Genomic DNA, 17,832 nt, shown 5'->3' on the forward strand with positions numbered 1-17,832 from the left:
TAACGGCCTGCTGCATCTCGGCTCATCAAGCCGTCTGATATGGCGGATAGGGCGACCGACATCCAGGATTGCAAGCTGCCAGTCGATCCCGCCATTCATCTTTTCCCAGGAGGTTGCTTCTTCATGTCGAGCTTATCGCGTGCACTCGTGTTTGCTGCTTTTACTGGCGCTGTGTTCGCGGCGCCCGTCGCCCATGCGACCGGGCTGGCGGGTACCTACGAAATCTGCCGCGCGCCCGCTGAAGAACAGGGTTGGGACGCCGAGAAGCGTGACTTGCGAATCCGCTTTACGGATCAGGACGGCAAGTACGCAGTGGCGTTCCGCTTCAAGGCAAACGGTGCCTGGAAACCCGATACCGACGGACCTTACACGGCAGCACCGCCGTCGCGATTCCGCGAGCTCTCCGGCGCGCCATACATGTCGCCGGAGTCGGGCGCGGTGCCGGACGGTGTGCGTCCGTCGAAGGACGTGCCGCTCGAGACCTTGGTCGTACCGGACACGGCCGTTTTCATGCTGATGACCGCTGACTGGTTCCGCCGGAATCGCGAGACCAACGTGCCCTATGACACCAATGTGATTGGAGTGTTCGTGCCGAAGGAAGGGCGCCCCGCACGCCGGGTTCTGCTGTGTCGTACAGATGCAGTGTAATTTGTGTCGCTGGGCCTGCTATCGCAAAGAACGCGATGGCAGGTCTGTTCATTTGGATCTGCGATTCGCATGGTTAGGGCAGCGCCGCGACGAGCGGCGCGTTTGAATCCGATATTGCGAGAGGGCCGGGCGCGCGACGGCAACGAGCTGGATTGCGGCACGGTGATAGCCGCCACGCCGCTGCGGACCGGGAACAATTGATTGCCGTGCAAACCACGCGCGCTTTATCTCTCAGAGATTCGCCGGCCCAGATCGGCCCTTGCTTTCCCCGCAATGCAAGAACGGCGATCCGCCGATCTCCGACACAAGCTGTTACAACGCATCTCACGCAGCCTCTAACCGACGCGCACAGTTCAGGCGTTCCAAGACATTCAGTGGCCGTCTCGCTAGCAGGTCAACTGCTTTAGCTCGGCTAGACGCGCCTCTCTCCAGATTTGCTCCACTGTCACTCGACCTACCGAACAATCGCAATTTCCCCGATTCGCACGCATCGCACAAGCCGAATCGGACCACGCGAACAGCGATCATTTCTCCCCATTTACCCAGTCCCATCAACGCTTTCAGCCGCGACTGCGGCACCAAACTACGGGAAATCCCTGGAACGTTATTTCTTGTGCGACCCGACCGGCTCGGTTACGTTATCGAAAATAGACATGGTTTCTATTATTATGAATACACCGTCATGCTCGGGACACAGGAGACAGGGATGAGTTTGAGATATCAGTTGCTGGTCATGACGTGGCTGCTGCAGTTCGTGAATTATCTCGACCGCGTGAGCATTTCCGTCGCCGGTCCGACGATGATGAAAGCGCTCCATCTCGACGCCGCGCAGTTCGGCTTCCTGCTGGCCGCGTTCGCGCTCGGCTACGCGTTGATGCAACTGCCGGGCGGTTTTCTGGCGGACCGGTTCGGGACCAAAGCGCTGCTGGTGGTCGCGCCGGCGCTGTTCTCGGTGTTCACGGGATTGACGGGTTTCGCTACGTCGATGGCGGTACTCGTGGGTGCACGCTTCTGCTTCGGACTCGCGGAAGGCTCGTGCAACGCGGCGGTCTACAAGGCTGTTGCCGACAATTTCAGCGCGAAAGACGCGGCAAAGGCGCACTCCGTCTGGCTCTCGGCGCTCGCCGTCGGCCCCGCAGTGGTCGCGCCTGTCGTCACGACCTTGCTGATGCACGGCGACTGGCGCAACGTGTTTTACGTGTTCGCGTTGCCCGGTATTTTTGTCGCACTACTGATCTATTTCCTGATTCCGGGCAAGGCGATCGAGGGTAAAGAGCGTCATCAGGAAGCGAACCGTACGGAGCAATGGAAGCAGTTTGCCGGCCGTAAAAGTACCTGGCTGCTGTTCTTCGGCTACATGACTTTCAGCATCGGCTACTGGGGTTTCCTCGGCTGGATTCCGTCGTATCTCGCCAATCAACGGCATATCGACCTGAAGTCGCTGGGCGTGGCTGCGTCGGTGCCGTATCTGTTCGGATTTCTCGGCATCGTCGTATTCGGCTGGCTGGGCAGCGGCATATTGCATCACAGAAGGCCGCTGCTCGTCGCGGTCGGCTACATCTTCACGGGCCTCGCGCTTTATCTCGCCTACAGCGCGGACAATATCTTCGCGTGTGTGGTCGGATTGTCGGCGGCCGCGTTCTTGCTGTACGGATGCCTCTCGCCTTACGCCGGACTCGTCGCGCAACTGGCGCCTTCCGGCGCGCGAGGTGTATTCGCCGGCGTGATCAACACCGGCGGCCAGATTGGCGGTCTGCTTGCGCCGCTCGGCGTCGGCTATCTGGTGAAAGCAAGCGGCTCGTACAACGACGGCTTTCTCTTCATGATCACGGCGCTCGTGATCGGCGCGTGCTGCTTCGCCGCGCTGCAATTCCGCGTGAACCGCACCGAACCCGATGCGGGCGATGCGGCAGGCGTCATGCAGCAGAACGTCTGAGCATCATCGTTCAGCGCGGCATTGCAGACTAGACGCCGTGAAAATGAGCAAAGGGCGGTTCGAACGGTGTCGTGTCGCCGCCCAGTGCTTTCGTGAGTGCAGCGCCTGCTTCCATCAACTTCGGCAGATAGACGTCGAACGCTTTGCGGTCGAAACGGAAGCGCGGTACGCCGAGCGAGATCGCGCAAACCAGTTCCTGCCCGGTACGAAACACCGGGCATGCAATCGCCGCGCTTTCCGGTTCGCGCTCGCCGAGCGACACGCAATACCCGTCTTCGCGCACCTTGTTCAGGTGCGCCTTCTTCGACGTGCCCGAAAACGCGCGCAATACATGTCCTGCCGCGCCGGCATCGAGCGTGAGACGTTCGCCTTCGCGCACGTGCATACGCACCGAACGCTGCCATTCCACGCGATACAGACACAACCGCTCGTCGCCTTCGCGCACATAGACCGCGGCCGTCTCTCCGGTTTCCTTGACCAGCGTGCGCAGCACAGGCAGCGCGTAGTCGCGCAGGCGGAACGAACTTTGATAAATCATGCCGAGATGAAACACCATCGGCCCGAGCATGTAGCGGCCGTCTTCCAGCCGCTTCAGATAGCCGAAATGTTCGAGCGATTCGCACAGCCGCAGGATCGTGCTGTGGTACAGGCCCGTTGCATTCGTGAGGTCGGTAAGCGTCATGCCGTCGATGCTGTCTTCGAAGGCTTTGAGTATCGAAAGTGCGCGGTTGACCGCGGCTACGCCAGGTTCTTCAGTTGCCATTGATGTTTCCGGTTGTCTGCGCCGATGCCTGCGGGCCCTGCCGCTTGGGCGTCTGGCTCGCAAGGATGAACGATTTCGGGGGCTCGTGCAACAGCATCGCCCAACCATCGCTTTGCTGAAAATAGACATCATGTCTATTTTCAGTGATAATGAATTCAGGCCGGTTGTTCCGGCACGCACGAAAACCGCGAGAGGACGCACACCATGCATCGCAAACGCTTTGACGCATCACACACCGGTCCGCTTCGCGGCGTGAAAGTAGTGGACCTGTCGCGGCTCGTGGCGGGCAACATGCTGACCTTGCAACTGGCGGATTTCGGTGCGGACGTGATCAAGGTCGAGCCGTTGAAAGGCGACACGTTGCGCGCCTTTCGCACGCAAGGCGCGGAAGTGTTCTGGAAAGCGTATGCGCGCAACAAGAAGAGCATCTGCATCGACTTTCGTCACGAAACGGCGGCGAGCATGATTGCGAGCCTTGCGCGCGATGCCGATGTGCTGGTCGAAAGCTTCAAGCCCGGCACATTGGAGAAGATGGGGCTCGCGCCGCAAACGCTGCTGGAGGCGAATCCGAAGCTCGTGATCGTGCGTGTATCGGGTTGGGGGCAAACGGGTCCCTTCCGGCATCGGCCGGGCTTCGGCACCTTGGTCGAAGGCTATTCGGGCTTTGCGGCAATGAATGGCTTCAGCGACCGCGAGCCGGTGTTGCCGCCCATGTTTCTTGGCGATATGACGGCGGGACTCTATGGCGCGCACGCCGCGATGGTCGCGTTGTGGGAAGCGCGCATGAACGGCGGAAATGGGCAGGTCGTGGACCTCTCGCTGTTCGATCCGATGATCTCCATTCTCGGCCCGCAAGTGGCGAACTATCAGATCACCGGGCGCGTGAAAGCGCGCACGGGCAGTCGGTCGAGCACCACGGCGCCGCGCAATACCTACGAAACGGCTGATGGCAAATGGCTTTGCGTTTCGACTTCCACGCAAACCATGGCGGAACGACTGTTCACCGCGATCGGCTGCGACGAGATGAACGCCGACCCGCGTTATCTGACGAACACGACGCGCTTGCAGCACGTCGAGGAAGTCGACCGCGTGGTGGGCGGCTTCATCAAGGCCCGCACGCTCGCCGATAACCTCGTGTTCTTCGAGCAGGCGGACGTGACCGTCGGACCCGTCTATCACGCCAGTGATCTCGCCGACGACGCATACGTGAGCGAGCGAGAAAGCATCGTGGAGATCGAGGACGAGGAACTGGGCCACGTCGCCGTCCATAACGTGGTGGCGCGTTTGTCGGGTACACCTGGTGGCTTCATGCGTCCCGCGCCGAAAAAAGGCGAACACTCCCGCGAAATTCTTGCGCCGCTGCTGGGCGAGCGCGTGTTTGACGAATTGATTGGCTGCGGCGCCGTGATCGATGCCGCGTGCGTCTGAACTTCTAATCTGACAAGGAGCATCAAATGAATCGCGTTGGACAACCGATCGTATCGCCAGCGGCATGGAAAGGTCCCGAACTCGACTGGATGAATGAAGGGCTGCACGTTCTCACCAAGGCGGAAATCGCGGAGATCGACGCGGCGCTCGCGCATCTGCTCTCGCTGGGCGACATCGATTTCCCCGACATCAGCCCGGAGACTTTCCCGCTGGACACGATGGGCCGCTTCATGCGCGAACTGCCCGAATTCCTGCGCAACGGACGCGGTTTCATGATGCTGCGTGGTCTGCCACGCGAGCGTTATTCCGACGACGACATGACGCGCATCTATTTCGGCCTCGGTTCGTACGTCAGCAAGCCGGTGACGCAATCGTATCTCGGCGATGTGCTCGGGCATGTGGTGAACGTAAGCGACTACGAACCGAAATCGCGCGGCTATCGCAAGGGCGGCGGTCAGCTGATGCATACGGATTCGTGCGACATCATCGGCCTGATGTGTCTGCGTACCGCTATCTCCGGCGGTGAAAGCCGCATTTCCAGCGCGCTCGCGGTTCATAACGAACTCCTGCGCACGCGCCCCGATCTGCTCGACGCACTGCGTGAGGGGCTGTTCCTGAAGCGCACCGACGAAGATGGCCGTCGCGCGACACGCACGTTTAGCGAACACAAAGTGCCGTTTTTCACGGACACTACCGGCGAAGTGATCTGCTATCTGCCGACCGGCTACGCGCGCCTCGCGGAAAAAAGCGGTCAGTGTCCGTTCAGCGAACTGGAGTCGGAGGCGCTGTACACGGCGCGCAAGATTGCGGCTTCACCCGAGTTCTATCTCGACATGGGCTTTCGCGACGGCGACATCCAGTTCCTGAATAACCGTGTGCTGGTACATGGCCGCACCGACTACCAGGATGCCGAGCCGCTCGCCGAGCGTCGCCATCTGTTGCGTCTCTGGCTCACCGTCTCCGACTGGCCCGCCATGCCCGATTCGCAGGTGTTCCACAAGCCGGAAGATTTGCGCATGTGGGCGCAGTACCGCCGTCCGTTTGCCGAGTTGCCTTCAACACACGACCGCCTGCTGCTCGAATCGGGCGAGGTCGCGAAGATGGTGGATTGACGCGGCAGTCGAACGGAGACACGTATGCCCAAGATACTGAGAATGCGCAGCAAACTGTTCGTGCCCGCCTGCCGACCAGAGTTCTTCGATAAGGCTTTGGCAGGCAACGCAGACGCGTTGTCGATCGATCTCGAAGACTCGGTCGCGGAGCGCGATAAAGGCGTTGCGCGTGAAGCCGCCGCCTCGTGGCTGGCGAAACTCGGCACGGTAGAGAAGTCCGTGATCGTGCGCGTAAACGGTCTCGAAACGCCGCATTTCGAGGCGGATATGGAAGCCGTCGTGAAAGACGGACTCGACATCGTGAACGTGCCCAAGATCGAATCCGCGGAAGACGTGCGCAAGATCGACACGTTGCTCGAAGAACTCGAAACGTGCGCGGGACTTACGCGCCGCGTTCTGCTTCTCGCCAACATCGAATCGCCGAAGGGACTGCGGCTTGCCGCGGAGATCGCCACGGCGAGCGACCGCGTCGTGGGTTTGCAGATCGGTTACGGCGACCTGTTCGAGCCGATCGGCGTGGACCGGCATCAACGCGCGGCGCTCGATCATGTCCTGCTGCAAGTACGGCTCGCGGCGGCGGAAGCCGGCATCGAGGCCTACGACGGCGCATTCGCACGAGTTGCGGATCTCGACGGATTCGTCGGCGAGGCCGAACGTGCGCGTGCCTTCGGTTTTGCGGGCAAGACCTGCGTGCATCCCCGCCAAGTGGACGCGGCCAATCGCGTGTTCGGACCAAGCGCGGAGCAGATCGCATTCGCGCGCCGTGTCGTCGAAGCATGGGACGCAGCGCTTGCACGCGGTCATGGGGCAGTGTCCGTGGATGGCGTGATGATCGACCAGCCTTATGCCAAGCGTGCGGCCGAATTGTGCGCCATGGCCGAGGCCATCTGATCTACGCAGAAACACGTTAGTCGCTGGAGAAACGCACTATGTCCCTTCCACAAACGCTCGCGCAGAAATTGATCGCGAAAGCTTGCGGACGCAACGAGGTCGCCGTGGGCGAGATCGTGACCTGCAATGTGGACCTCGCGATGTTTCATGATTCGAGCGGACCACGACGCCTTCAGCCGATGCTCGACGAACTCGGCGCGAAGTTGTGGGACCGGTCGAAGATCGTGCTGGTCATCGACCACTACGTGCCGGAAGCCGACGACGAATCGCGCCGTATCGTGCGAATCGCGCGGGAGTGGGCGAAGGATCAGCAATTGCCGAACGTGTACGACAGCGTCGGCATTTGTCATGTTGTGCTGCCGGAACGCGGCCATTTGCGGCCGGGCATGTTTTGCGTCGGCGGCGATTCGCACTCGCCGACGGGCGGCGCGTTCGGCACTTATATGTTCGGTATCGGCAGCACCGAAATGCTCGGCGTGGTCGTGTCAGGGCAAATCTGGGTGAAGGTGCCGGAGACTTTGCGCATGCATTGGCGTGGGCGCCTCGCGCGTGGCGTGACCGCGAAGGACATGATGCTGCATATGATCGGCCGCTTCGGCATGAACGGCGGACGCTATCAGGCCGTGGAATTTTGCGGCGAGGCGGTCTCTGCTTTGTCGATGCAGGAGCGCATGACGCTCTCGAACATCAGCGCCGAAATGGGTGCGCAAGCCGGCCTGATTGCACCGGATGCCGTCACGCTCGACTATCTCCGGTCGGTCGGCGTCACCGACGAAATCGATATCGGGCGCTGGCAGGGCGACGCCGATGCAGTTGCCGAGACGCACGAATTCGATGCCACCACGCTCGCGCCTCAGGTGGCCGCGCCGCATAGTCCCGCGAATACGCGTGAGGCGCAGACGTTTGCGGACGTGGCCGTTCAGGTCGCGTATATCGGTGCCTGTACGGGCGCGAAACTCGACGATTTGCGTGCGGCAGCATCGGTACTGCGTAATCGACGCGTCGCGCAAGGCGTGCAATTGGTCGTTGCACCCGCCAGCATGCGCGATCAGGAAATCGCGAAGCAGGAGGGCGTGATGGCGATTCTCGAAGCGGCGGGCGCTCAGGTGCTCGCCACATCGTGCGGCGCGTGCTCGGGTTATGGCGGGCAGATTCCGGAAGGCAGCAACGTGATCTCCAGCACCGCGCGCAATTTCAAGGGGCGTATGGGAGCGGAAACCGCGCAGGTCTATTTGGGCTCACCGTACACCGTTGCCGCGTCCGCGCTGCGCGGTCGCATCACCGATCCACGCGAGGTGCTCGCATGAACGTCGACACGAACATGACGAACGCGTCGACGCATCGTGTGTGGCGCGTCGGCGCGGATATCGACACCGATGCGCTGGCGCCCGGCGCCTACATGAAGTTCGGCATCGAAGAAATCGCGAGGCATTGTTTGCAGCGTCAGCGCGCGGATTTCGCAGCGAACGTTAAGGCGGGCGATATCGTGGTCGCGGGGCCGGGCTTCGGCATCGGCTCGTCAAGGGAACAGGCGCCTGCTGCGCTCGTGCATCTCGGCGTGCGCGCGGTGGTTGCACCATCGTACAGCGGCCTGTTTTTTCGCAACGCGTTCAACGTCGGACTCGTGCTGCTGACATGTGCCGAGGCGGAAACGATCGCTGAAGGCGAGCACATAGCCATCGATCCGCTGCACGGCCGCATTACGCGTGAAGACGGACAAACGCTTCTATGCGACCCGTTGCCCGCGTTTCTGCTCGACATGGCCAACGCGGGCGGTCTGTTCAATCTCCTTAGGCAACGATACGGAGCGAAGAAAGCATGACACGGAATTCGAAGGGACTCGCGGCGCAACTCTTGCAAGGCACCGTATTGGCGCCGGGCGTCTACGATGCTTTCTCGGCGTTGCTCGCGGAGCAGGCAGGCTTCGACGCGTTGTATCTGTCGGGGGCGTCGATCGCTTATACGCGGCTCGGACGGTCGGATGTCGGGTTGACCACGTTCACGGAAGTGGCCGATACGCTCGCGCGCATCACGGAGCGCGTGGCGCTGCCGGTGATCGTCGACGGCGATACGGGTTTCGGCAATGCACTCAATGTGCAGCGCACGGTGCGCGGATTCGAGCGCGCGGGCGCATCCATGATCCAGCTCGAAGATCAGACCTTCCCCAAACGTTGCGGTCATCTGGATGGAAAAAGCGTCATTCCGGTCGATGAGATGTGCGGCAAACTACGCGCCGCGCTCGACGCGCGCACGAGTGCCGACACGCTGATTCTCGCGCGCACAGACGCGCTCGCAGTCGAAGGACTCGATGCTGCGCTCGATCGCGCGGAAAGATATCTGGATGCGGGTGTGGACGCGCTGTTCGTCGAAGCGCTGCGCTCAGAGGAGCAGATGGACGCGGCGTGCAGCCGTTTTGCGTCGCGCGTACCGTTGCTGGCCAACATGGTGGAAGGTGGCAAGACCCCGGTGCAAAGTGCTCAGGCGCTGGCGTCGCGCGGCTTTCGTATCGTGATCTTTCCGGGCGGCGCGGCGCGCGCCGTGGCCCATACGCTACGCGGTTTTTATGGCAGTTTGCGCGAGCATGGCACGACCGCGCCGTGGCAGGATCGCATGGTCCAATTCGACGAACTCAACGAGATCATCGGAACGCCGGGCTTGATGGATGTAGCCCGGCGCTATGAGTAACGCGTGCTAACCACCACTCACGTACGCACGGCGTCCGATTCCATCCGGAAGAACGCGATAGCCTGATTCAGTTGCTGGCCCTGATCTTCCAGCGCTTTCGAGGCGGCGGCTGCTTCCTCGACGAGCGCGGCGTTCTGCTGCGTGACCTCGTCCATTTGCGCGATCGACTGACCGACCTGTTCGATGCCCTTGCTTTGTTCCGTCGACGCAGCGGCGATTTCGCCCATGATGCCGGTCACCCGGGCAACGGCCTGCGTGATCTCCGACATCGTCTGTCCGGCCTGATTCGCGAGCAGCGAGCCGTCCTGGATTTTCTGAACCGAGGCGTTGATCAGTTCCTTGATCTCCTTCGCCGCACTGGACGAACGCTGCGCGAGACTGCGGACCTCGCTAGCGACCACCGCAAATCCGCGTCCCTGTTCGCCGGCGCGTGCTGCCTCGACCGCCGCGTTCAGCGCGAGGATGTTGGTCTGGAATGCGATGCCTTCGATAATTCCCGTGATTTCCGCAATCTTGGTCGAACTCGTGGTGATTTCGCCCATCGTCCCGACGACCTGACCGACCACCTCGTTACCCTTGAGCGCCACTTCGGATGCGTTGGCGGAGAGGGAACTGGCCTGCTGTGCGTTCTCGGCATTCTGCTTCACCGTGGAAGTCAGTTCTTCCATGCTCGATGCGGTTTCCTGCAGCGAGGCGGCCTGCTGTTCGGTCCGCGACGAAAGATCGACATTGCCCGACGCAATCTGGCTGGAGCCGGTCGCGATGCTGTCAGCGGCGGCGCGGACCTGCCCGATCAGGTTGACGAGACTGCTCTGCATCTCGCCCATTGAAGCAAGTACGCTGCCGACAGGCGCCTGGCTCGCGCCTGCGATGGCACTCAGATCGCCCGCGGCCACCCGTTGACTGACCTTGCCCAAAGCAGCCGGCTCGGCGCCGAGGGCACGCAGCAATCCTCGCGTGATGACGAGACCCGCCGCGATCGCCATGGCGACAGCGGCCATGCTGATAGCGATCAGCACATACCGTTGCGTCTCGTAGTTGCTTTCCGCGTTTAGCACGAGTTCGTCTTCACGCTCGCGCGTGTATTGCGCATAACTGTCGGTCGCTTTGACGAGCGCTGCGAGTAGCGGGCGACAGTCGTCGTCGATTTTCTTCACTGCCTCGTCGCGCTTGCCCGCAACGGCGAGCGCGACGATCGCGTTGGCGACGGGTGCATACGCGGCTTCGACCCGGTTGATCTCGGCGATAAGGCTGCGGGTCGTGTCAGTCGCGTCGGTTGCGGACGAAACCATCGAGGTCAGCTTCGCGAGGTTCGATTGCACATCCGCCTGGGCCTGCGCTTCGGCCGCGCGTTCCAGGTCGAAATCGCCGGGCGTGGTTACTAGCGCCATGTTGCGAGCGGCAATCGCCCGTCGGTCGACTGCGGTTCGAACCTGCGCAGACATCCTCACTCGGGCGTTGACGCCTGACACGAAATTTGCGAAACGGTCGTTGGCGTCGTTGAGTGCCTTCAGCGAAATGGCCGACGCAATCAGAACAATGACGGCAAGCACGCTAAATGTTCCCGTGAGTTTTGCCTTCACTGACAGATTGCCGAGATTCATATTCAACTCCAGTCGCTCGTCGAGGTGCGTGAGTAAGAGATTCAGGGCGTCGAGTAGACCGGAAGGCTTGCGGTTGACTACGCAACGACCGGATTTTCCACGCATACATCTCGCATAACGGCGGGCAATTGCTTGACTGAAGGGGACAAAACGCGGCGCAGGCGGACGCAAAGGTTTGCGCGCAATTAAATTTATGTATGGCTAGAAAAAGACCATTCGTCAGATGATTTTCGCATGCAGATTGCAGGCTTGCGTCGAATTGAATTCGCGGCGTGTCGGTCTTTGCAAAACGACAACTCGAACCGCCGCGAAATCTTCCAATAGCAAGCGCTATACGACTGAAAGCACGGTTGGATCGCCGGAACGCCAGATGTTGTCGACGGTATTCCGTGTAATAACCCACACACCGTCTTCTCTTGTTAGCTCGACGTCGTACCGGTTCTTCATGAGGTAATGCCGGGAGGAATCGTTTCGTGGGACGTGTTGAGCTTCCACGAGTGCATCCAGACGCGCGGTGTCACCGTCGATCGTCACGCGTGGATTGTTCACGGAATGCGTAGTTTCCAGCGACGCGAGCGAGGCCGTAAGAGCTGCAACGATAACGTCTCTGCCCTCGATAACCGGATAGTCGAAGCCCGCTTTGGCAGCCGCTGCACGAAAGTCCGACACGGCGTTCTCTGCGAGAGAGGAGGCGAGAAGGCTCGCGTCGCGAAGATCGATGCCGGCAGCAAAGCGATAAAGTGCATCGACGACCGCCAGCTTGTCTGCGGCTTCAATGGCTTGCGAGGGTGACAGGGTCATGGATAGTGTCCAATGGTGTTGCGTTTGTGAGCTATTCGAGATCAGCGTCAATACGTTCGATGAGACCGTCGGCGTTGATTGCGATCTTGAGCGTCCCGATCTCGTGACCGAAATCGCCCGTGAAATCCAGGCGAGCAACGGCAGTCGAGTCGTCCAGGTGTTCGAGCGACAGAAGCTTGCTGACGGTTTTATAGCCAACGAAAAACTGCTCGAAATAAAGGCGAATACCTTCGATGCCGACAAAGGCGTCGCCAACCGAAACGTCGTCGATCACTGCATCAGACGCGAAGAGGGCTAACGCACCTTCGACGTCGAAGGCGTTGGCGGTCTGGATAAATACGGATACGAGTTTCTCCACAGAATGCTCCTCAGATGTCGACGATGGTGGTGTCGGCAATCGTCTCCGCAAAGCCGTTTCCAAACAGCGTCGCCGGAGTCTGGAAGCCTGCACGCGTTTCGCCGGCAAGTACGAGACGGCCAGCCTCGGCGGCAGCGATCGCGGTGAATGTGTAGCCGTTGACCGTATCGAGAAGCGATCGCACAACTTCACCGTTTGTTTGAGTGACCTCGACCACAGCCCGATAGCGGTTGGCCAGTCGCTCCTGTTCGCTCGGTCCGTCAGGAAGCTCGGAGAGATCGCCTTGCGGAAATCCGTCGCCGGTGACGTGGACGAATGTCTCGACGTCCGGCACTTTCGTCGAGCGCCAGATTGTGATCAGATCGGGCAGCGTGACCTGAAAGCAATCCACTGCGCCGTTTCCGAAGTCGAATTGGCGGGTGGCACCAGCAGTCCGAGCGACGAGTTTTCCATCGACACGTGCCAATGTTTCCGCGGTGACGCTCTCCATCGCGCTGACCGCCGAGCCTCGGGACAAGCCGCCCGAGACATGCAAGGCCACTCTGATATTGGCAGGATTCCGGGTTCTCGCAATCGCATGTCCGGCAAGACAGCCGAGCATCGCGACACTGCCGCCGCTGCCGGGCAGAAGCATGACGCTCGCAGCCTCGGCCTCGCCGTGCAGCGCTTCCGCCAAGCGGTAGCCGTCAAGCTCCGCGGCGATGTCGAGATAGTCGACGCCGTTGCAAATGCAGGCCCTCATCAAGATATCGGCGGTTCTGGCGAACGGCCCCGCGCAGTTCAGAAGTGCGTCGACGTCACCCAGTGATCGATCAAGCACTGCGATGTCGTCGAGTGCGAATACCCGATATGCCACGCCGAGGCGCGCGGCGAGCGTAACGAGCGCCGCTTCGTTACGCCCGGCGAGGATAAGCGGGGTGCCCGCTGCCAGGGCATTTTCTGCCGCCATGCGGCCGGTGTAGCCGGTCGCGCCGTAAATCATGAGATTCTTCATGTCAGTGCTGCCATTCCTTGTAGACGAATTCGAGGCTGTAGCCGTCCGGGTCGCGAACCTGTGCCGCGTAATAGCGCGGGTCATAGTGAAGCTGCGCGCCGGGCGGATGGATTTCGCTAGCGCCCGCGGCCATGGCCGCCGCAAAGGCCGCATCGACTTCGCGCTTGTTATCTGCGACGAATCCAACGTGAGCGGCACGGCCTTCGACCGTTCCTTCGCGCAGCCAGAAGAACACACGGCCGTTGGCGCCGAAGCCTTTGAGGTCGGGATGGCCTGGGGGTCCTTGCCGGCCGTCGTAGTCGATCGTATGGGTGATGCCGAGCGGTGCCAGCGCCATTTCGTAGAACGCAATCGAGCGAGCGATATCGCTGACGGATAGGAAAACGTGGTCGAGCATGTTGCGCGCTCCTGTCTTTAGATGAGGTAGCCGCCGGCTACTTCGATGTTCTGGGCGTTGATCCAACGGTTCTCTTCGGACAGCAGACTGGCGATGACACCACCCACATCATCCGGTTCGCCGACCCGGCCAAGCGCTGTTTGCGCGGCAAGGATCGCTTCGAATTCATCGTTCAATCCACCACCCAACTCGGTGCGGATCGCGCCCGGTGCGATGGAGTTCGCCCTGATGCGGCGCTCGGCGAATTCCTTCGCCATATAGCGTGTCAGAACTTGCAGGCCGCCCTTGAACGCGGCGTATGGCGCGACACCGGCGGTGGCGACGCGGCTCGTCGCACTGGTGACGTTGATCACGTGGCCGCCGTCTTCAATCAGCGGAAGAAGCGTTTGAGTCAGGAAGAACGGCCCCTTGAGATGAACATCGAACAGTCCGTCGAACTGCGCCTCGGTGACATCGGAAATTGGCGCGTAGAGTCCAAAGCCGGCGTTGTTGACCAGGAAGTCGAACATTTTCCTGTGCCAGATCGTGTCGAGTTGTCTGGAAACGGCTTCGCGGAACGCCGGAAAAGATTGGCTATTGCCGACGTCGAGTTTCAGCGCGACTGCCGTGCCGCTGATTCCCTCGATGGCCTTCACGACGTCTGCTGCCTTCTCCGGATTGAGGTTGTAGGTGACGATCACGCCCATGCCGCGTCGGGCGCATTCGAGCGCGGTGCTGGCCCCAAGGCCACGGCTTCCGCCTGTCACGATGACAATCTTCATGCGTTCTCTCCTGTGTGTCGGGTGAGAATGAAGATACGGCGATCGCCCAACGCGCACTCACCCGTTCCTCCTTCAAATTTGCCTATTTCTGCTTTTGCGTTGCATGGCCTCAGTGCCTCTGTTAGCGTCGGACCATGGAACAGCAACTGCAAGAACTGAGAGCACTGGCCGCCGGAGCCGAGAACAGGCGTACGGAAACCGGCATCCCGCGTGTCGCCATGGTTCAGGGGGAAATCCCGGAACATCTGCTCGCCGCCGTCTACGATCCGATGATCAATCTCATCCTGACGGGCTCCAAGACGATGACGGTCGGCGACCGGACCTTCCGCTATGACCCGGCAACCTATTTCGTCATGTCGGTGGATCTGCCGGCTGTTGGCTCAGTGCATCCGGCCGCGACAGGCGAGCCCTATCTTGCAGTCAGCCTGACGCTCGACCCCACGATTGTCGCGACGCTTATCCGCGACTTGCCGGTGCAGGTTTGCAGCACGCTGTTCGATTCGGGATTCTCGGTTGCGCCGGTCAACGACGAACTGCTCGACGCGTGGATTCGAATGCTCCGGCTCATCGAGCGGCCGGACGAGATCGCGGTGCTCGCGGCCGCTTACGAACGGGAAATTCTGTTCCGCGTGCTGCAGGGCCCGCTGGGCTGGATGTTGCGCGACATCGCATCGCCGGACACGGCGCTTTCGCGCATCGGCGTCGCAATCAACTGGATACGCCGCAACTTCACCGAGGAGATAAGGGTGGAGACGCTGGCCGAGATGGCCGCGTTGAGCGTGTCGGCGTTTCATCGCCATTTCAAGGCGGTGACGGCGTTGAGTCCGCTGCAGTATCAGAAGCGTATCCGGCTATTGCACGCGCGGTCGCAACTCATCTCGGGTCAGGGCAGCGCGACGTCGATTGCGTTCAGCGTGGGCTACGAGAGCCCGAACCAGTTCAGCCGGGAATATGCGCGACTGTTCGGCCTGCCTCCCTCCAGAGACCTCGCGAAAGCTACGCAGGAGCTTAGGGGCGCATAGAGGGCGTGCTGAGACTCTTGCTTTGGTGATCTTCGCCCACGCGTCGGATGTCCCCGCGCGTTCCTGATGGAAGCGCCGGCATCGGCGTGTTGCGCCAAAAGTCTCCTGAGTCGACGGAGATGCACGAACGTTCGATGAAGAGGGCGGCGCGCCACGACGCCGAACTTACAGGCTCGCAGGCTTTCGCGCCCGTCACGCTTCCCCATCCGTATTCCCATTCCCGAAAACGCACGGCGCAACCGACACCGCCCGTGCGCCTAAGTCCCGCGGACATGCAATCGCGGCGATGCCAACGCATCTCGCCGCGTCGAGCCATCCCGTCGAGTTACGCCCTCGCAACACCTCAACTCAGCCACGCCACAAATAATCTTGACAAAGGATTTTGGCCCAAAAACAATTGGCATCATCAAATGATAATTTGATCAAAACAAGATTTCCGGCGATTGGCAGCCGGAATCCACCAGCCCAATTCTTTCGAAAGCCTCAGATCATGACTACACGCTCCGCCTCACGCCGCCTGCCTGTGCTGTTTCGAACAAACGTCGCGGTCGCTGCGACGCTCGCCTTCGCAGGCGTGGCTCATGCACAGAGCTCCGTCACGTTGTACGGCATCGTGGATGCAGGTGTTGGCTACGTCAGCAACGTCGGCGGCAAAACTCAGTATTTCCAGAGCACGTCCGTGATGCAGGCTGACCGTGTTGGCTTTCGGGGCACGGAAAATCTGGGCGGCGGCACGAGCGCGATCTTCGTGCTGGAGAACGGCTTCAGCACGAGCACTGGCGCGTTCGGGCAAGGCGGCAAGCTGTTCGGGCGGCAAGCCTATGTCGGCCTGAAAGACAACCGCTACGGCACGCTCACGATGGGTAATCAGTACGACTACATGGGCGCGACGTTGGGCATGTACGAAACGTCGACGTGGCTGCTCGGCCAGTACTCCGATCACCCGTTCGCCAACGACCGCGCGAATTCCTTGCGCCTCGCGAATTCGGTGCAGTACATGACGCCGGTCTGGTCGGGTTTCCAGTTCGGCGCGATGTACGGCTTTTCCAACCTGGCCGGCGATATCAACGGCGAAGGGCGTGCGTACAGCTATTCGGCCACGTACAACGCCGGTCCCTGGAATGTTGCGGCGGCCTATACGGAAGTGGCCGGTTCGGCGTCTGCGCTCGATATTTCGTCGCTGACGGGCATGCCGACCGGCACGGTCAAGGTGGGCGGCAGCTATCTGCGCACGATGGGTATTGCAACGAGCTATAAGTTCAGCCGCACGTTCGTCTACGCGATGTACACGCAGGCTTTGTACGCGGGCATTCGGGGTAAGGACATCGAGAACGTGATGTTCCGGAACGGCCAGGTCGGCTTCACGTATTACTTCACGCCGGCGTTGCAGGCCGCGGCCGGTTACACCATGACTGCGGTAGGCGCGACGAAACTGCATCAGGTCAGCACGACACTCGATTACGCGCTGTCCAAGCGCACTGACGTCTACGCCATGTTGCTGGCCGAGCACGCTCAAGGCAACAACGCGCGGGCGTCGATCATTGGAATCGGTACTTCGTCGAACGCCAATCAGGTCGTTGCAGACCTCGGCATTCGCCACAAGTTCTAAGGCAGGATGTATGGCGGACATTGCGCTCCGCCATACGCACCGCTCGATGTGATGTGTGATCTACCGGCTGCTCCCGCAGCCGCTCAAGCCGAGACGATGGTCTCGCGTCGATGCAAAATATCGAGTAGAAAATCGAACGACAGGCGAATGTCTTTTTCCATCGCCTCACGGGCGGAAGCGGCATCGTGTTTTTCGATGGCCTCGACCACGACGTGGTGATAATTCGTTCCGGCCGTGTTGTACGGCACTTCCTGATTGCGCTCGACCTCTTCGGTAATCACGCGCATGTAAGGCCCACATTGCAGCCAGACCGTCTCGATCAATTGCGGCAGAACGGTAGAGCCCGAAAGCCGATAAATCAGAAAGTGAAACTCCTGATTCTTGACGAGGCTCTCGTGAATGCCGTCGTGCTTGATGGCAAGCTCGTGCTCCGCAATCAACCGCTTCAGCTTGCGCACAACGGTTTCGTCCGCGTGCGCACAGGCCATCTCGGTAGCCAGTCCTTCGAGCGCGATACGGGCTTCGCAGACGTCCTGTAGATGCTTCTTGCTGACTTCCGGCACCTGGATCGTGCCGTTCGGCAGCGCCACCAAACCATTCTCGACCACGAGTTGCCGTAGCGCCTCGCGCACGGGCATTGCGCTCGAGCCAAAGCCTTCGGCGAGCGTGGCGACGGTGAGTTGGGTGCCAGGTTCGAAGCGCCCCTGCATCAGCGAGGTGCGCAGTTGCGCGTAAATCGACTCCTGCATCGTCGATCGCTTCACGACGCGCTGGATCTGGTCAGTCATGATTACTCCGTGATCGTTAGATCAAATCTCATTGA

18 protein-coding genes are annotated in these 17,832 nt (G+C 60.8%); 10 read left to right on the forward strand and 8 right to left on the reverse strand.

The window, feature by feature from the left end; all coding sequences use genetic code 11:
* The first annotated feature begins 39 nt into the window (after nucleotides 1–39).
* Nucleotides 40–648 carry a hypothetical protein gene (locus tag P3T18_RS03360; protein WP_429298485.1) on the forward strand — a complete coding sequence of 203 codons (609 nt, stop codon included), beginning with the start codon at nucleotides 40–42 and terminating at the stop codon, nucleotides 646–648.
* A gap of 706 nt (nucleotides 649–1,354) precedes the next feature.
* Nucleotides 1,355–2,584, forward strand: a complete 1,230-nt coding sequence (locus tag P3T18_RS03365; RefSeq protein ID WP_429298486.1) for an MFS transporter — start codon at nucleotides 1,355–1,357, stop codon at nucleotides 2,582–2,584.
* A 28-nt stretch (nucleotides 2,585–2,612) separates the two neighbouring features.
* Here P3T18_RS03365 and P3T18_RS03370 read toward each other — a convergent pair whose 3' ends face one another.
* The gene (locus P3T18_RS03370) at nucleotides 2,613–3,347 is read right to left on the reverse strand and encodes an IclR family transcriptional regulator (protein WP_429298487.1); all 735 of its coding nucleotides are present in this window, start codon (nucleotides 3,345–3,347) and stop codon (nucleotides 2,613–2,615) included.
* A gap of 204 nt (nucleotides 3,348–3,551) precedes the next feature.
* On the opposite strand from P3T18_RS03370, the gene P3T18_RS03375 reads away from it, so the two are divergent.
* The 6 genes from P3T18_RS03375 to P3T18_RS03400 are packed head-to-tail and all read left to right on the forward strand — an operon-like array spanning nucleotide 3,552 to nucleotide 9,463.
* Nucleotides 3,552–4,775, forward strand: coding sequence for a CaiB/BaiF CoA transferase family protein (locus P3T18_RS03375; RefSeq protein ID WP_429298488.1), 1,224 nt, complete (start codon nucleotides 3,552–3,554; stop codon nucleotides 4,773–4,775).
* Between the two features lie 26 nt (nucleotides 4,776–4,801).
* Complete coding sequence (locus tag P3T18_RS03380; RefSeq protein ID WP_429298489.1) at nucleotides 4,802–5,887, forward strand: TauD/TfdA family dioxygenase; 1,086 nt, start codon at nucleotides 4,802–4,804, stop codon at nucleotides 5,885–5,887.
* Nucleotides 5,888–5,911: 24 nt separating this feature from the next.
* Nucleotides 5,912–6,778, forward strand: coding sequence for an HpcH/HpaI aldolase/citrate lyase family protein (locus P3T18_RS03385; RefSeq protein WP_429298490.1), 867 nt, complete (start codon nucleotides 5,912–5,914; stop codon nucleotides 6,776–6,778).
* A 38-nt stretch (nucleotides 6,779–6,816) separates the two neighbouring features.
* Nucleotides 6,817–8,085, forward strand: coding sequence for a 3-isopropylmalate dehydratase large subunit (locus tag P3T18_RS03390; RefSeq protein ID WP_429298491.1), 1,269 nt, complete (start codon nucleotides 6,817–6,819; stop codon nucleotides 8,083–8,085).
* Nucleotides 8,082–8,600, forward strand: a complete 519-nt coding sequence (locus tag P3T18_RS03395) for a 3-isopropylmalate dehydratase (protein WP_429298492.1) — start codon at nucleotides 8,082–8,084, stop codon at nucleotides 8,598–8,600. The genes P3T18_RS03390 and P3T18_RS03395 overlap by 4 nt, the downstream gene beginning before the upstream one ends.
* Nucleotides 8,597–9,463 carry an isocitrate lyase/PEP mutase family protein gene (locus tag P3T18_RS03400; RefSeq protein ID WP_429298493.1) on the forward strand — a complete coding sequence of 289 codons (867 nt, stop codon included), beginning with the start codon at nucleotides 8,597–8,599 and terminating at the stop codon, nucleotides 9,461–9,463. Before P3T18_RS03395 ends, P3T18_RS03400 begins: the two co-directional genes overlap by 4 nt.
* 17 nt (nucleotides 9,464–9,480) lie before the next feature.
* Here P3T18_RS03400 and P3T18_RS03405 read toward each other — a convergent pair whose 3' ends face one another.
* The 6 genes from P3T18_RS03405 to P3T18_RS03430 form a co-directional block, all read right to left on the reverse strand.
* Complete coding sequence (locus P3T18_RS03405; RefSeq protein WP_429298494.1) at nucleotides 9,481–11,067, reverse strand: methyl-accepting chemotaxis protein; 1,587 nt, start codon at nucleotides 11,065–11,067, stop codon at nucleotides 9,481–9,483.
* Between the two features lie 330 nt (nucleotides 11,068–11,397).
* On the reverse strand, nucleotides 11,398–11,868 hold the full coding sequence (locus P3T18_RS03410; protein WP_429298495.1) for a nuclear transport factor 2 family protein: 471 nt from the start codon (nucleotides 11,866–11,868) through the stop codon (nucleotides 11,398–11,400).
* Nucleotides 11,869–11,899: 31 nt separating this feature from the next.
* Nucleotides 11,900–12,226, reverse strand: a complete 327-nt coding sequence (locus P3T18_RS03415; RefSeq protein ID WP_429298496.1) for a nuclear transport factor 2 family protein — start codon at nucleotides 12,224–12,226, stop codon at nucleotides 11,900–11,902.
* A 10-nt stretch (nucleotides 12,227–12,236) separates the two neighbouring features.
* Complete coding sequence (locus P3T18_RS03420; RefSeq protein ID WP_429298497.1) at nucleotides 12,237–13,220, reverse strand: saccharopine dehydrogenase family protein; 984 nt, start codon at nucleotides 13,218–13,220, stop codon at nucleotides 12,237–12,239.
* Nucleotide 13,221: 1 nt separating this feature from the next.
* The gene (locus P3T18_RS03425; RefSeq protein ID WP_429298498.1) at nucleotides 13,222–13,617 is read right to left on the reverse strand and encodes a VOC family protein; all 396 of its coding nucleotides are present in this window, start codon (nucleotides 13,615–13,617) and stop codon (nucleotides 13,222–13,224) included.
* Nucleotides 13,618–13,634: 17 nt separating this feature from the next.
* Nucleotides 13,635–14,378, reverse strand: coding sequence for an SDR family NAD(P)-dependent oxidoreductase (locus P3T18_RS03430; protein ID WP_429298499.1), 744 nt, complete (start codon nucleotides 14,376–14,378; stop codon nucleotides 13,635–13,637).
* 134 nt (nucleotides 14,379–14,512) lie between these two features.
* Here P3T18_RS03430 and P3T18_RS03435 point away from each other — a divergent pair, with 134 nt between their 5' ends.
* Nucleotides 14,513–15,400, forward strand: coding sequence for an AraC family transcriptional regulator N-terminal domain-containing protein (locus P3T18_RS03435; protein WP_429298500.1), 888 nt, complete (start codon nucleotides 14,513–14,515; stop codon nucleotides 15,398–15,400).
* 490 nt (nucleotides 15,401–15,890) lie between these two features.
* Entirely contained in the window at nucleotides 15,891–17,009 is a 1,119-nt protein-coding gene (locus P3T18_RS03440) for a porin (RefSeq protein WP_429298501.1), read from the forward strand.
* Between the two features lie 83 nt (nucleotides 17,010–17,092).
* On the opposite strand, the gene P3T18_RS03445 is transcribed toward P3T18_RS03440, so the two are convergent.
* Entirely contained in the window at nucleotides 17,093–17,797 is a 705-nt protein-coding gene (locus tag P3T18_RS03445; RefSeq protein ID WP_429298502.1) for a GntR family transcriptional regulator, read from the reverse strand.
* Nucleotides 17,798–17,832: the final 35 nt, after the last annotated feature.

This window comes from Paraburkholderia sp. GAS199, from assembly GCF_050436585.1.
GTDB lineage: Bacteria > Pseudomonadota > Gammaproteobacteria > Burkholderiales > Burkholderiaceae > Paraburkholderia.